The organism is Streptomyces sp. NPDC091287 (genome assembly GCF_044768525.1).
In the GTDB taxonomy this organism is placed as follows: Bacteria; Actinomycetota; Actinomycetes; order Streptomycetales; family Streptomycetaceae; genus Streptomyces.
Genome location: NZ_JBIVUV010000008.1, coordinates 261,500 through 274,271, shown reverse-complemented (window position 1 = coordinate 274,271; position 12,772 = coordinate 261,500). Strand labels below are relative to the sequence as shown.

At 72.7% G+C, this 12,772-nt stretch carries 11 protein-coding genes and 1 pseudogene; 5 read left to right on the top strand and 7 right to left on the bottom strand.

Going from position 1 to position 12,772, the window contains the following annotated elements; translation table 11 throughout:
• Positions 1 to 18: 18 nt before the first annotated feature.
• Together ACIQRW_RS16200 and ACIQRW_RS16195 are read right to left on the bottom strand one after the other, a co-directional pair.
• Positions 19 to 780: an HNH endonuclease family protein gene (locus ACIQRW_RS16200; protein WP_403760036.1), complete on the bottom strand. Its 762-nt coding sequence runs from the start codon at positions 778 to 780 to the stop codon at positions 19 to 21.
• Positions 781 to 910: 130 nt separating this feature from the next.
• Positions 911 to 1,780, bottom strand: a complete 870-nt coding sequence (locus ACIQRW_RS16195; RefSeq protein ID WP_403760033.1) for a hypothetical protein — start codon at positions 1,778 to 1,780, stop codon at positions 911 to 913.
• 114 nt (positions 1,781 to 1,894) lie between these two features.
• Here ACIQRW_RS16195 and ACIQRW_RS16190 point away from each other — a divergent pair, with 114 nt between their 5' ends.
• A complete protein-coding gene (locus tag ACIQRW_RS16190) occupies positions 1,895 to 2,482 on the top strand; it encodes a TetR/AcrR family transcriptional regulator (RefSeq protein ID WP_403760030.1) in 588 nt (195 codons plus the stop codon).
• 135 nt (positions 2,483 to 2,617) lie between these two features.
• Entirely contained in the window at positions 2,618 to 3,481 is an 864-nt protein-coding gene (locus ACIQRW_RS16185) for a nucleotidyltransferase domain-containing protein (protein WP_403760027.1), read from the top strand.
• Between the two features lie 2 nt (positions 3,482 to 3,483).
• On the opposite strand, the gene ACIQRW_RS16180 is transcribed toward ACIQRW_RS16185, so the two are convergent.
• Complete coding sequence (locus ACIQRW_RS16180; protein ID WP_403760024.1) at positions 3,484 to 4,269, bottom strand: GntR family transcriptional regulator; 786 nt, start codon at positions 4,267 to 4,269, stop codon at positions 3,484 to 3,486.
• A complete protein-coding gene (locus ACIQRW_RS16175; protein ID WP_403760021.1) occupies positions 4,266 to 4,805 on the bottom strand; it encodes a GntR family transcriptional regulator in 540 nt (179 codons plus the stop codon). Before ACIQRW_RS16175 ends, ACIQRW_RS16180 begins: the two co-directional genes overlap by 4 nt.
• Positions 4,806 to 4,948: 143 nt before the next feature.
• Here ACIQRW_RS16175 and ACIQRW_RS16170 point away from each other — a divergent pair.
• A pseudogene (locus ACIQRW_RS16170) lies at positions 4,949 to 5,340 on the top strand (ATP-binding protein).
• A 71-nt stretch (positions 5,341 to 5,411) separates the two neighbouring features.
• Here the strand turns inward: ACIQRW_RS16170 and mfd are convergent.
• The gene (gene mfd, locus ACIQRW_RS16165) at positions 5,412 to 8,945 is read right to left on the bottom strand and encodes a transcription-repair coupling factor (protein WP_403760017.1); all 3,534 of its coding nucleotides are present in this window, start codon (positions 8,943 to 8,945) and stop codon (positions 5,412 to 5,414) included.
• Positions 8,946 to 9,565: 620 nt separating this feature from the next.
• On the opposite strand from mfd, the gene ACIQRW_RS16160 reads away from it, so the two are divergent.
• Complete coding sequence (locus tag ACIQRW_RS16160; protein WP_403760015.1) at positions 9,566 to 10,573, top strand: helix-turn-helix transcriptional regulator; 1,008 nt, start codon at positions 9,566 to 9,568, stop codon at positions 10,571 to 10,573.
• A gap of 156 nt (positions 10,574 to 10,729) precedes the next feature.
• Here ACIQRW_RS16160 and ACIQRW_RS16155 read toward each other — a convergent pair whose 3' ends face one another.
• Complete coding sequence (locus ACIQRW_RS16155; RefSeq protein WP_403760013.1) at positions 10,730 to 10,996, bottom strand: hypothetical protein; 267 nt, start codon at positions 10,994 to 10,996, stop codon at positions 10,730 to 10,732.
• Positions 10,993 to 12,333, bottom strand: a complete 1,341-nt coding sequence (locus tag ACIQRW_RS16150; RefSeq protein WP_403760010.1) for an amidohydrolase — start codon at positions 12,331 to 12,333, stop codon at positions 10,993 to 10,995. The genes ACIQRW_RS16155 and ACIQRW_RS16150 overlap by 4 nt, the downstream gene beginning before the upstream one ends.
• Before the next feature lie 183 nt (positions 12,334 to 12,516).
• On the opposite strand from ACIQRW_RS16150, the gene ACIQRW_RS16145 reads away from it, so the two are divergent.
• Positions 12,517 to 12,693, top strand: coding sequence for a thiazolylpeptide-type bacteriocin (locus ACIQRW_RS16145; protein ID WP_003968635.1), 177 nt, complete (start codon positions 12,517 to 12,519; stop codon positions 12,691 to 12,693).
• Positions 12,694 to 12,772 lie beyond the last annotated feature (79 nt).

The window sequence follows — 12,772 nt, the reverse complement described above, 5'->3', positions numbered from 1 at the left end:
GCGGCCCCAGGGGCCCGCTCAGCCGCCGCACTGGGTGAGCATGGTCCGCTTGTCGGCGGCCGTGACCGGGAGTTCGTACTTCAGCGAGACCTGGGCGAACCGTACGGCGTAGGAGCAGCGGATCGGCTTGTACGGCGGCAGCCAGGAGGCGGGGCCGGAGTCCCGTTTGGCGCTGTTGGCCGGGCCGTCCACCGGGATGAGGTTGAGCGGGTCGTTGGCGATCCGCTCGCGCTTGGCCTCGCTCCAGCGGGCGGCGCCCATCTGCCAGTTGTAGGACAGCGGCATCACATGGTCGATCTGCACCTCGGTGGCCTGCTGCTTGCGCCAGTCGATGCGCTCGCCGGTATAGGGGTCCTGGAGCGTCATCGACATGACCACGCAATCAGATCCCGCCTTGTGCTCGATGCCCTTGCCGTCCCGGGCGAGCAGGTCGTTGCGGGTGTCGCAGCCGTTGCGGGCGAGCGGGATGCCGTCGATCCCGTCCTTCCAGGCGTAGCCGAACTTCTCGCGCTCGTAGCCGGTCTTCGGGCCGCGTCCCTTGGTGGCCACCTTCTCGATGATCTTCCGGGCGGCGGCCCGGTCCGCGTCGGTGGTGAGGGGGGCCAGGCCCGGCTTCGTACCGTCGGGGTTGTCCAGCGGGCCGGCGCCGAAGCCCTCGGCGGACTGCGCGCCGCCGTTGGTCCCGCCGCTCGTGCCGGCTCCGCCGCCGTCGCCCGCGAGGCCGTCGGGGCCGCAGCCGCCCGCCAGGGCGATCGCGACGAGGGCGCCGATGGCGGGCATTGCCGCGCGGTAGGTACCGGGAGCTATCACGTGAAGCCGTCCTGACGGAGAGAAAGCCGAACGCCGAGAATCCTATGGGCGTCTTCCCCGCCGGAGGGGTTTCCATGACCGCGCCCACCTTTCGCCTCTCTCACACCTTCCCGATGCCAAGGGTGTTCTCGGCGGGCAGCATCCCCGACCCGATGACCTCCAGCCAGGGCTCCCCCAGCAGTTCCACCAGCCGCTCGCGCCCCGTCTCCCCCAGCGCCCGCCACGGCGCGGCGGCCTCCTCGTCGGTACGCAGCTCCACCTTCGCGCGCAGCTCGCGCCCCGCGTCCGTGGCCGTGCCGTCCGCCGCCAGCAACCCGCGCTCCCGCAGCCGCCGCCGGGCCGCGTCCCACTCCTCCGCGCCCCATCCCCGGCTCGCGAACACCTCGGGGGGCGCCGCGCCGACCGCCGCGAAGGAGACCAGCGACTCGACCGGGTCGAGGCCGGCCCCGACGAGGGCGGCGATGTGCCCGTCGCCCCGGTGTTCGCGCAGCACGGTCGCCGCCTGCCAGAGCACCAGGTGCGGGGCTTCGGGCCAGGGCAGCGCGGAGTTGGCGGCTCCGAGGCCGCCGGGAGTCCCCGGGCCCGCCGCCTCCGCCGCGCGGCGGGCCAGTGCGGCGGCCTCGGCGAACGCCGGTCCCTCCACGCGGTCCCCGAACAGGGTCCGGTAGGACCGGTCGACCGCCCGCAGCCGGGCCGCGAGCACGGCCTCGGGGGCGGCGGTCGCCCAGACGCCCGGAACGTAACGCTCCACCAACGCCGGGGCGAAGCTGTGGAACGTCCGCACCGCCTCCTCCGCGCCCACCGCCCCCAGCGGAGCCGCCCGCCAGGCGAAGTAGCTCGCCCAGCGCTCCTCGGTGTCGTACCCCAGCGCGGCGGCCTCATCGAAGGCCTCGGGGGCGTAGTACAGAACGGCGTGCAGGGGCTCCAGGAGGTGCCACATCTGCCGCACACGGGCCGGTTCTCCGGTCATGATCTCCACCCTTCGGAACATGCGTCGCGCATCTTGCCAGTGACTAGATCAGATCTCCAGCATGCGCGCGCCATCGGAACTTGTCAATGACTAGATGCCGGGTAGGGTGCTGCCATGACCAGCGAGCGCGAGCGCACCTACCACCACGGCGACCTGCGGCGCGTGATCCTGGACGCGACCCTCGACGCCATCGCGACGAACGGCCCCGGCGCCCTGAGCCTGCGCGACCTGGCCCGGCGAGCCGGCGTCTCGCACGCCGCGCCGGCGCACCACTTCAAGGACCGCACGGGCCTGCTGACCGCCGTGGCCACCGAGGGCTACGCCCTGTTCGCCGACGCACTGGCCGGGGCCCCGGACCTCCGGGAGCGGGGCGTGGCGTACGTACGGTTCGCGGCGACGCACCCCGCGCACTTCCAGGTGATGTTCCAGCCGGACCTGCACCGCACCGACGACCCGGACCTCCTGGCCGCCCGCGCCCGGGCGACCGAGGCCCTGCGCGCGGGCGTGGCGGACCTCCCGCCGGCCGGCCGGGGCGATGACGACCGCCTCGCGGGCGTGGCCGCGTGGTCCCTGGCCCACGGCTTCGCGACGCTGCTGCTCAGCGGCAATCTCGCCGAAGCGATGGAGGGCCGGGACCCGGAGGAGACGTTCCGGTTGCTCACGGCGTTGATCTTCACACCGGAAAACGGCCGCGCCGGCTGACGGGGCGTCCTCTAGGCTGCCCCTCATGGGCGTTTCCTGAGTGACGAAAGAGGTCCCACAGCGGGACCGGAAGCCGCCCGGCGCCGACCGCCGGGCCCGTTCGTATGCCTACGCACCCACCCAGGAGCCCCGGCCATGCCGCACGCCCGACCCGCCCAAGCCCGTACCGCCCGCACTCCCCTGCCCGCCGACGGCCTGGACCGCCGCATCGAGCTGCTGCGCGCGACAGCCGAGGCCGATCCACGGGTGGAGGGCGTCCTCCTCTACGGCTCGTGGACGCTCGGCGAGGCCGACGCCCACTCGGACCTGGACGCCTACCTCTACGTACGGGAGGAGGACGTCGACGCCTTCGACGGACGGGAGTTCGTGGAGCGGCTGGCCCCGCTGAAGCTGGCGTACACCAACATGTACGGCATCCTCGCCGTGGTCTTCGACGACCTGATGCGCGGCGAGTTCCACGTCGAGCCCACCGGCCCCGGCATCGCGGAGATCCGCACCTGGCGCGGCCAGGTCCACCTCCCCCTTCCGGAAGCGGCCGTCCTCCTGGACCGCACCGGCGACCTCACGGCCGCCGCCCGCGAACTGGCCGCCTTCCGCCCGCCTGAGCCGGTGTCCACCGCCCAGCAGCTGACGGACGAACTGGCCAACTGGACCCTGATGCTGGCCCACATCCAGAACCGGGGCGAGTACGCCCGCGCCCACAACCTGCTGCACGCCGTGATCGCCCCGCTTCAGCTGAAGCTCTGCCGCCTGCTGCGCGGCTCGACCACCCACTGGCTCACCCCGAGCCGCGCCCTGGAGGCGGACCTGCCGCAGACGGACGTCGAGCGGTACACCACGACGACCGGGCCCCTGACCCCGGAGGCCCTCCGCACGGCGGCGGCGAACAGCTGGCGGTGGAGCCGGGAACTGGCGGCCGGGGCGGCGGACCGGTGGGGCATCGATCTGCCGCTGGGGCTGCACGAGGAGATCGCGGAGGCGCTGTCTCCGGCTGAGTGACCTCAGCCGTTCTCGGGCAGGAACTCGTACTGCACCTCGTACAGATGGCCCGCCTTGACCATCACGGTGGCCTCGATGGGCCGGTCGTCGTCGCTGAACACCACCCGCAGGGTCCGTAGGACGGGGAGGTCGCCGGGGAGCCGGAGCAGCCGGTACTGCTCCTGCGTCGCGACGCGGGCCGAGACCCGGTCCACACTGAGTCTGGGCGGGTGGCCGAGCGAGGCCAGGAGGGTGGGCGTGCCTCCCGGGATGCGGCGGCGTTCGGTGATGGCCGTGCCTTCGGCGATGTCCGGCGGGTAGTAGGACGCGACGAGCTCTGCGGGCTCGTCGTCGATCGACAGCAGTTGATAGCGGAGGACCGCCGTGCCACCCGGCTGGAGCGCCAGTGCGTCCGCGACATCCGCCGGAGGTTCGACCTCCGCAACGTCCAGGAGTGTGCTGCGGGCGCGTGCGCCTGAGTTCACCGCCTCGGTCAGCCAGCGATAGGGCTCTCCTGACGGGGACGGGGCCATGTACGCGGCAGGTCGTATCGTGCGCTGCCGGTGTTCGCGTACGGTCACCGACGCCCCTGCCCGGCCGACCACCAAGTGCTCGCCCTTGAGGAGGTGCAGGGCCTTCTGCACGGTGGCGTTCGCGGCGCCGAACCGCTCTTTCAGTTGTGCGGTGGAGGGCAAGCTGTCGCCCGGAGCCACATGCCCGGACATGATGTCGTCCCGCAGATCAGCGGCGATCCGCTCGTGCAGGGGGCGGCTGTCCGTCTCGCCCGTCTCCGGTCCGTGCACCGTCATCCGATCCTGATCTCGTACCGCAGCGTCTGACCCCGGGGAGGCATGACCATCACGTCGACCTGGACAGGTCGGCCATCCGCGTCCTGGGTGAGCCGGGTCAGTTCGAGGACCGGCTCGTCGGCCTTGAGCAACAGGGACGCCCGCTCGCTCTCGGACGGCATGCGAGCAGCCACATCCTCTTGCGCCCTGACACCGATGTGGCCCAGTTCGGCGAGCAGTCGGACCGCTCCTCCCGGGATCTTCGCTGTGGCCGCCAACCCTGTACCCCGCGCGATCTCCACGGGGTAGTAGGTGTCGGTCAACTCGCACGGCTCACCGTCGAGGTACATGATTCGCCGCCGTACGACGACCGGCCCGCTCCGCTCCACCGCGAGCAGGTCCGCCACTCGCTCCGGGGCGGCGGCTTCACCGGCACTCACGATCTTCTGCGTGCCCCGTCGCCCCGCCGACGCTGCCTCGGCGCTCCAGACGTCGCCTCCGCCCTCCGTCGGCGTCAGGTAGCGCGTGGACGCGCTGATCACTTCGCCCTCACCCATGGCCTCCTCCTTCGCCGACGACGGACCTTGCCGGTGCACACGGTAGGCGACTCCGTCGAACACCCCAAAGAATACCTTGCTGCCTTTCGCGAATAGCAGTACGGTCATCCCGCTACGACCCACGAGCAAGGCGGTGAACCACCGTGTCCTCTTCGCAGTTACGGCGTTTCCCCGACGGCGCACATCCGTCGGTGCCTCACGCGATTTCGTCGTCCATGTCCTCATGGAATGGCAGCTCACGGAACTGATCGACGACATAGAGCTCTGCGCCTCGGAGCTGGCGACCAACGCTCTGCTCCATGGCGTCCCACCGGGACGGGAATTCGCCGTTCGGCTCGACCTGACGGACGACCTCGTACGGCTGGAAGTCCGGGACAGCGGCGACGGGCGGCCGGAGGCGCAGCACCCGGACGAAAGCAGTTGTTCAGGGCGCGGGCTGTTCCTCGTCGGTGAACTCGCCGCGGACTTCGGCATCGACCACCACGTCGTGGGCAAGACGGTATGGGCCGCGTTCAAGCGGCCCGCGACGCCCTAGCGCCCCCGGGTCAGACACCTCGGGCCCCGCCGATCAGCCGGCGGGGCCCGTCGTTCAGGCGGTACGTGGGGTTACGACCCCAGGATCGTCGTCAGGAACTCCCCCGTCCACGCCAGCAGTTCGCGGCCGATGACCGGCTTGCCGCCGATCTTTCCGGTTGTCGGGCGCGGGACCAGGATCTGGTGGGCGGTCGGCTTGATGACCGTCTTGGGGTGCAGGCGCTTCAGGCGCAGTTCCTGGGACTCGCGCAACTCCACCGGGGCGAAGCGGATGTTGGAACCCTGGAGCACGATCTCGCCGACGCCGCAGGCGCGGGCCAGCATGCGCAGGCCGGCGACCAGGAGGAGGTTCTCGACCGGTTCGGGCAGCGGGCCGTAGCGGTCGGTCAACTCCTCGCGGACCGCGCGGATGTCGTCCTCCGAGGAGGCCGCGGCGATCGCGCGGTAGGCCTGGAGGCGCAGCCGCTCGCCGGGGGCGTAGTCGTGCGGGACGTGTGCGTCGACCGGGAGCTCGATCTTGACCTCCAGCGGGGGCTCCTCCTGCTCGCCGCCCTCCATCTGGGCCCGGTAGTCGGCGACCGCCTCGCCGACCATGCGGACGTACAGGTCGAAGCCGACGCCCGCGATGTGGCCGGACTGCTCGCCGCCGAGCAGATTGCCCGCGCCGCGGATCTCCAGGTCCTTCATCGCCACGTACATGCCCGCGCCCATCTCCGTGTGCTGGGCGATCGTGGCCAGGCGTTCGTGGGCCGTCTCCGTCAAGGGCTTCTCTGGGGGGTAGAGGAAGTAGGCGTAGCCCCGGTCGCGGCCTCGGCCCACCCGGCCGCGCAGCTGGTGCAGTTGGGAGAGGCCGAAGTTGTCGCCGCGCTCCACGATCAGGGTGTTCGCGTTGGAGATGTCGATACCGGACTCGACGATCGTCGTGGAGACCAGGACGTCGAACTTCTTCTCCCAGAAGTCCACCACCACCTGTTCCAGGGCCGCTTCCGACATCTGGCCGTGGGCCGTGGCGATCCTGGCCTCCGGGATGATCTCGCGGAGGCGGGCGGCGGCCCGGTCGATGGACTCGACCCGGTTGTGGATGTAGAAGACCTGGCCCTCACGCAGGAGTTCACGGCGGACCGCCGCGCCGATCTGCTTCTCCTCGTACGGGCCGACGAAGGTGAGGACCGGGTGGCGCTCCTCCGGCGGGGTGGTGATCGTGGACATCTCGCGGATGCCGGTGACCGCCATTTCGAGCGTACGGGGGATGGGGGTCGCGGACATCGTGAGCACGTCGACGTTGGCGCGGAGCTTCTTGAGCTGCTCCTTGTGCTCGACGCCGAACCGCTGTTCCTCGTCCACGACGACCAGTCCGAGGTCCTTGAACTTCGTCTCGGAGGAGAAGAGGCGGTGGGTGCCGATGACCAGGTCGACGGCGCCGTCCTTCAGGCCTTCGAGCGTGGCCTTGGACTCCGTCTCCGACTGGAAGCGGCTCAGCGCCCTCACGTTCACCGGGAATTGGGAGTAGCGCTCCGTGAACGTGCCGTAGTGCTGCTGGACGAGGAGAGTGGTGGGGACGAGGACCGCTACCTGCTTGCCGTCCTGGACCGCCTTGAACGCCGCCCGGACCGCGATCTCCGTCTTGCCGTAGCCGACGTCGCCGCAGATCAGCCGGTCCATCGGGACCGTCTTCTCCATGTCCTCCTTGACCTCGGCGATCGTGGACAGCTGGTCGGGCGTCTCCGCGTACGGGAAGGCGTCCTCCAGCTCCCGCTGCCAGGGGGTGTCCGCGCCGAAGGCGTGGCCGGGGGCCGCCATCCGGGCGGAGTAGAGCTTGATCAGGTCGGCGGCGATCTCCTTGACCGCCTTCTTCGCCCGCTGCTTCGTCTTCGTCCAGTCCGCGCCGCCGAGCCGGTGCAGCGTCGGGGCCTCGCCGCCGACGTACTTGGTGACCTGCTCCAGCTGGTCGGTCGGGATGTAGAGGCGGTCGCCCGGCTGGCCGCGCTTGGCGGGGGCGTACTCGACGAGCAGATACTCGCGGGTCGCGCCCTGGACCGTCCGCTGCACCATCTCCACGTACCGGCCCACACCGTGCTGCTCGTGGACGATGTAGTCGCCGACCTCCAGCGTCAGCGGGTCGATCGTCTTCCGGCGGCGGGCCGGCATCCGGCCCAGGTCCTTGGTGGCGGTGCGCTGGCCGGTCAGGTCCGTCTCGGTGAGCACGACGAGCTTCAGCGCCGGGTCGACGAACCCCTGCTCGATGGCCCCGCAGGAGACGTGCACCAGGGACGGGGTGAGCTCGGTCAGGTCCGCGTCGAGACGGGCCGCGATGCCCTCGCCGCCCAGCACCTCGACCGTACGGGTGGCGAGGCCCTGGCCCTCCGTCACGTACACCGTACGCCAGCCGTCGGCCAGCCAGCCCTTGGTGTCGGCGAGCGCACGGGCGGTGTCGCCCCGGTACGCCTCGGGGGCGTGCATGGAGAGCTGGAGGGTGTCGTCGTCGTGGTCGGCGGCGTCGGCCGCGAACGGCGAGATCGACCACCACATCATGTCCAGCTCACGGGCCCGGTCCCGGACGTCCGCGATGCCCCACAGCGAGGCCGCGCCCACGTCGATGGGGGCCTCGCCGCCGCCCGCGCTCGCCGCCCACGACGCCTGGAGGAACTCCTGGCTCGTGGCGACCAGGTCGGCCGCCCGGGTGCGGACCCGCTCCGGGTCGCAGACGATCGCCATCGCGTCCTTCGGCAGGACGTCGAGCAGCAGCTCCATGTCGTCGACCAGGACCGGGGCCAGGGACTCCATGCCCTCGACCGCGATGCCCTCCGCGATCTTGCCGAGCAGCTCGCCCAGCTCCGGGTGGGCCTCGGCCAGCACGGCGGCCCGCTCCCGCACCTGGTCGGTCAGCAGCAGCTCGCGGCAGGGCGGCGCCCACAGCCCGTGCGCGGCGACCTCCAGGGACCGCTGGTCGGCGATCTTGAAGTAGCGGATCTCCTCGACCTCGTCGCCCCAGAACTCCACCCGAAGGGGGTGTTCCTCGGTCGGCGGAAAGACGTCCAGGATTCCGCCGCGTACGGCGAACTCGCCGCGCTTCTCGACCAGTTCGACCCGGGAGTACGCGGCGGCCGCCAGCGCGTCCACCACCTCCCCCAGATCCGCGCTCTGCCCGCCGGTCAGCGCCACGGGCTCCAGCTCGCCGAGCCCCTTGACCTGCGGCTGGAGCACGGAGCGGATCGGCGCGACGACGACGGAGACCGGGCCGGTCTCCGGGTCGTCCACGCGCGGATGCGCCAGCCGCCGCAGCACGGCGAGGCGGCGGCCCACGGTGTCCGACCGGGGTGAGAGCCGCTCGTGCGGCAGGGTCTCCCAGGACGGGTACTCCGCGATCGTGTCCGGCGGCAGCAGTGTGCGGAGCGCGGCGGCCAGGTCCTCGGCCTCGCGGCCCGTCGCGGTGACGGCCAGCACGGTCCGGCCGGTCTGCCGGGCCAGCGCGGCCACGGCGAACGGCCGCGCGCCGGGCGGGCCCACCAGGTCGACGTGGGCCCGGTGCCCGTCCCCGGCGGCCTTCACCGCCTCGGCGAGCGCCGGGTCCGTAACGACGACATCCAGCAGACCGTGCAGGCTCATGAAGTTTCCGTCCGGGATCAGATCAGGTGGAGCTGAGGGTTCACCGGCAGCCGGCTGCTACCGGGGCAACGCGAAGGGCCCGACACGTCGGGAGTGCCCTGATCCGCCGGGCACCCCCGGGGGCCGGGGTGGCTTCCAGAGTACGACCCGGGGGTGACAGCCGCGTCCGCAACGGGCGAGCGCGCCGAGGCCGACGGCCGGAACCGCACCATCCGGGCCCCCGAGCCAGCGGCCGGGGCCGCACCATCCGGGCGCCCGAGCCGGCGTCCGGGACCGGACCGTCCCGCCCGAGCCGCCGCCCGTATCCCCGCCCCCGGCGCCCGCTTCGCGCCCGCCCCGCCGCCCGTCGTGCCGACACCGCCGCTCGTCGACGGTCGCGCACCGTTCATCTCCGTCTCGCACACAGTTCTGCCGGGGATCCTCACAGGAGTGATCCCAGCGTCTAGTCTTTGCCCGACCATTGCACGGACACGCGGACGAGTGCGGCGGCCGGCGCGTCACACCTGCGGTACGGGGCACAGTCAACGGCACGGGCGGAGCTAGCGGCGGCCGGGGCGGGCGGCGTGGGGCGATCCCCCTCGGTGCACGCCCCCCACGGCATCAGGCATTCGGGGGCGTACGTGGGCGAGAACGAGATGTCTGTCTTCGGGGTCCCGGAGGCCGAGGAAGAGATCTACCGGCACTTCCTGCGCAACCCCGGCACCCGCGCCGACGGCCTCCACCTCCTGCTGCACTCCCGGCCCCGGGACGCCCACGCCCGGATCGCCCGGCTCCAGGAGCTCGGGCTGCTGCGCGCCGAGGACGCCGAGCGGCGGATCTTCCCCGCGGACCCCGAGGTGGCCCTCACCCGGCTGGTGGACGTCCGGCTGCACGCACTCCATCAGGAGCTGCAGCGCGTCACCCGGTCGCGGCACGTCATTGATGGTCTACGCGCGGAGCAGGGGGCCCGTACGCCCCCTCCGCAGGGCATCGAGCAGTTGGAGGGGCTCGCCCAGATCCGTAACCGGATCGACGACCTCGCGTTCTTCGCGCGGGACGAGATCCTGTCCGTGGAGCCGTACACCCGGCTGTCGGCGGAGAACATCGCCCGGTCCCGCCCGCTGGACCTGCGCTGTCTGCGGCGCGGGGTGCGGATCCGTAACGTCGTCTCCAGCGTGGCGCTCCAGGACCCGCCGACCGCCGCCTATCTGCGGGAGCTGGCCGAGCACGGGGCGGCCATCCGGGTGACGGCGGACACCACCGAGCGGCTCCTGGTCTACGACCGCCGGGCGGCGCTCGTCCCGCTGGACCCGCGCGACACCGCCCGGGGCGCGCTCCTCGCCCACCGCAGCGGTCTGGTCTCCAACATCATCTCCCTGTTCGAACGGATCTGGGACCAGGCCGAAGAGCTGTCCCGGGCGGCCGACGGCACGGAGAGCGGCGAGCACACCGCCGCCCCCCGGCCCTCCGGCATCGAGCGGCGGGTGCTGGTGTCGATGTGCACGGTGGGCAAGGACGAGGCGGGCGCGCGGGAGCTGGGGGTGTCGGTGCGGACCTACCGGCGGCACGTCGCCGACCTGATGCAGACACTCGGCGCGGCCAGCCGGGCGCAGGCCGCGCTGCTGGCCCGGGAGCGCGGCTGGATCTGAGATCCGGGGCCCCTCGGCACTTGCACAGCCAGTGCTCAGTGGGTGGCGAGTGGGTGCTCACCGAGCGCTCGGTGAGTCCTCGGTGAGTGCTCGGTGGGTGCTCGGTGGGTGCTCGGTGGGTGCACAGTCAGTGCTCAGTCAGTGCTCAGTGCGTGGTCAGCGGATGGTGCGGAGCTCCTCGGTCCAGCCGCGCAGCGCCGTGTCCGCCAGTACGCGGGACACCGCCCGCCGCACCGCCGACGTGTCCGTCGCCCCGGCCAGCTCGACCCGCAGGACCACCCGGTCCTGGTCCACCTCGGCGTGGCAGGCCCAGTGCGCGGGGAGCAGCCCCAGCAGCCGTACGACGGTGGTCCACCCGGTCGGGGCCGCCCGGTCGCGGCGTACGACGACGACGTCGGCCGTCCCGGTCCGGCCCGCCGTCATGACGTCGCCTCCCGGTCCCCGGCGGGCCCCGGGTCCAGCACCTGCCGGGCCGCCGCCGCCAGGGCCCTGATGCCGACGGGCAGGGCGGCCCTGACGTCGGGCGCGAAACCGGGGGCGTGGTTGGGCGGTACGGGTGCGCCTCCGGCGCGGGCGGTCCGCCAGGGGCCCGCCCCGGTGGTCCCGAGCATCCAGTACGCGGCCGGGACCCCGCCCGACGCGTAGTGCGGGAAGTCCTCGGTGGCCGCCGACCCGCCGAGGTCCAGCACCCGGCCGGGTCCGAGGAGCGCCTCGTGGGCCCGGCGTACCCGGGCGGTCAGCGCCGGGTCGGGGCGCAGGGCGGGCGAGCGGGCGGTGACGGTGAACCCGGGGGCGCGCGGGGCCCCGGACGCGGCGGCCTCGGCTCGGACGACGCGCTCGGCGGCGGCGGCCAGCCGGTCGAGGGCCGGTTCGGTGAACGCCCTGATGGTGAGCGAGAGTTCGGCGTGGTCCGGGGTGATGTTGCCGCGCTCGCCGGCCCGGACCGAGCCCACGGTGAGCACGGCCTGTTCGGCGGGCGCGGTCGCCTCGGCCACCACGGTGCGCAGCCGCAGCACGGTGGCGGCGGCCATCAGGACCGGGTCGACGTTGAGGTGCGGGGTGGCCGCGTGACCGCCCCGGCCGTGCAGGACCGCCTCGACGGCGACGCTCCCCGCCATCAGGGGCGGCCCGCCGGCCGGCGCGTGGGCGAGGGTCCCGGCGGGGAGCTGGGCGGCGTGCTGGGCGAGGACCGCGTCGGGGACGCCGAAGCGCTCGTACAGCCGGCCGTCCTCCAGCAGGGACCGGGCCCCACTCAGCGTCTCCTCCTCCGGCTGGCCGACGACGAGAACCGTGCCCCGCCACGCGGTCCGGGAGGCGGCGAGGAGCGCCACCGCCCCGGCGACCGCCGCGATGTGCAGGTCGTGGCCGCAGGCGTGCATGACGCCGGGCACGGTGCTGGCGTACGGGAGTCCGGTGGCCTCGGTGACGGGCAGCGCGTCCAGCTCGGTGCGCAGCAGCACCGTGGGTCCCGGGCCGTTGCGCAGCATCCCGACGAGTCCGTGGCCGCCGCCCACGGAACGGGTGACCGTACAGCCGTGCTCGGCGAGCCGGGCGGCGAGGCGGTCGGCGGTGCGGTGTTCGTGGCCGGAGAGCTCGGGGTGGGCGTGCAGGTCGAGGTAGAGCTCGACGGCGGAGCGGAGCAGGGGGCGCGGCAGGGGCGTGTCCGCTGCCGCCGCTCCGCCTGCCCGTGGCTCCGGCGTCCCGTTGCCGTCGTCCGCGTTCTTCGTCGTTCCGGCCGCTGTGACCACCGCGCACCTCATCTCTGCTCGACGAGCCTGCTCCGTACGGCTGTCACGTGCCGTGCCGTCGCCCTGCCACCGGGTGCCAGCGATGTGACAGCGAAATCGCGGCCGATCTGACAGCGGCCACCCCTGCAATGGGTCCAGCACCCGGGCACCGGACGGAGCAGCCGGCCGGACCCCCACGAGACCAGGGAGATCACCATGGCCCCCAAGACCGAACTCGCCACCCTCGCCGACGAGATCCTGGAGCTGGAGTCGGAGACCTTCGAGATCTCGGACTACTCCGACGCGTCGGAGGTCGTCCTCGCCGGTTCCACGTCGTGCTCCTCGACGTCGACCTGTTCCAGCACCACCAGCACCACCTCCTGCAGCGCCTGATACCGCTGCCGGCCGGTTCGTGCGCCCGCGGCCCCCTCCGTCGGTCGGAGGGGGCCGTCGCGCGTGCGGCGCGGGCCCG

Excerpts from the sequence above, each read along its gene's own strand:
- ACIQRW_RS16200 (WP_403760036.1), bottom strand. The coding sequence starts at position 780 with ATGCCCGCCATCGGCGCCCTCGTCGCGATCGCCCTGGCGGGCGGCTGC.
- ACIQRW_RS16195 (WP_403760033.1), bottom strand. The coding sequence starts at position 1,780 with ATGACCGGAGAACCGGCCCGTGTGCGGCAGATGTGGCACCTCCTGGAG.
- ACIQRW_RS16190 (WP_403760030.1), top strand. The coding sequence starts at position 1,895 with ATGACCAGCGAGCGCGAGCGCACCTACCACCACGGCGACCTGCGGCGC.
- ACIQRW_RS16185 (WP_403760027.1), top strand. The coding sequence starts at position 2,618 with ATGCCGCACGCCCGACCCGCCCAAGCCCGTACCGCCCGCACTCCCCTG.
- ACIQRW_RS16180 (WP_403760024.1), bottom strand. The coding sequence starts at position 4,269 with ATGACGGTGCACGGACCGGAGACGGGCGAGACGGACAGCCGCCCCCTG.
- ACIQRW_RS16175 (WP_403760021.1), bottom strand. The coding sequence starts at position 4,805 with ATGGGTGAGGGCGAAGTGATCAGCGCGTCCACGCGCTACCTGACGCCG.
- mfd (WP_403760017.1), bottom strand. The coding sequence starts at position 8,945 with ATGAGCCTGCACGGTCTGCTGGATGTCGTCGTTACGGACCCGGCGCTC.
- ACIQRW_RS16155 (WP_403760013.1), bottom strand. The coding sequence starts at position 10,996 with ATGACGGCGGGCCGGACCGGGACGGCCGACGTCGTCGTCGTACGCCGC.
- ACIQRW_RS16150 (WP_403760010.1), bottom strand. The coding sequence starts at position 12,333 with ATGAGGTGCGCGGTGGTCACAGCGGCCGGAACGACGAAGAACGCGGAC.
- ACIQRW_RS16145 (WP_003968635.1), top strand. The coding sequence starts at position 12,517 with ATGGCCCCCAAGACCGAACTCGCCACCCTCGCCGACGAGATCCTGGAG.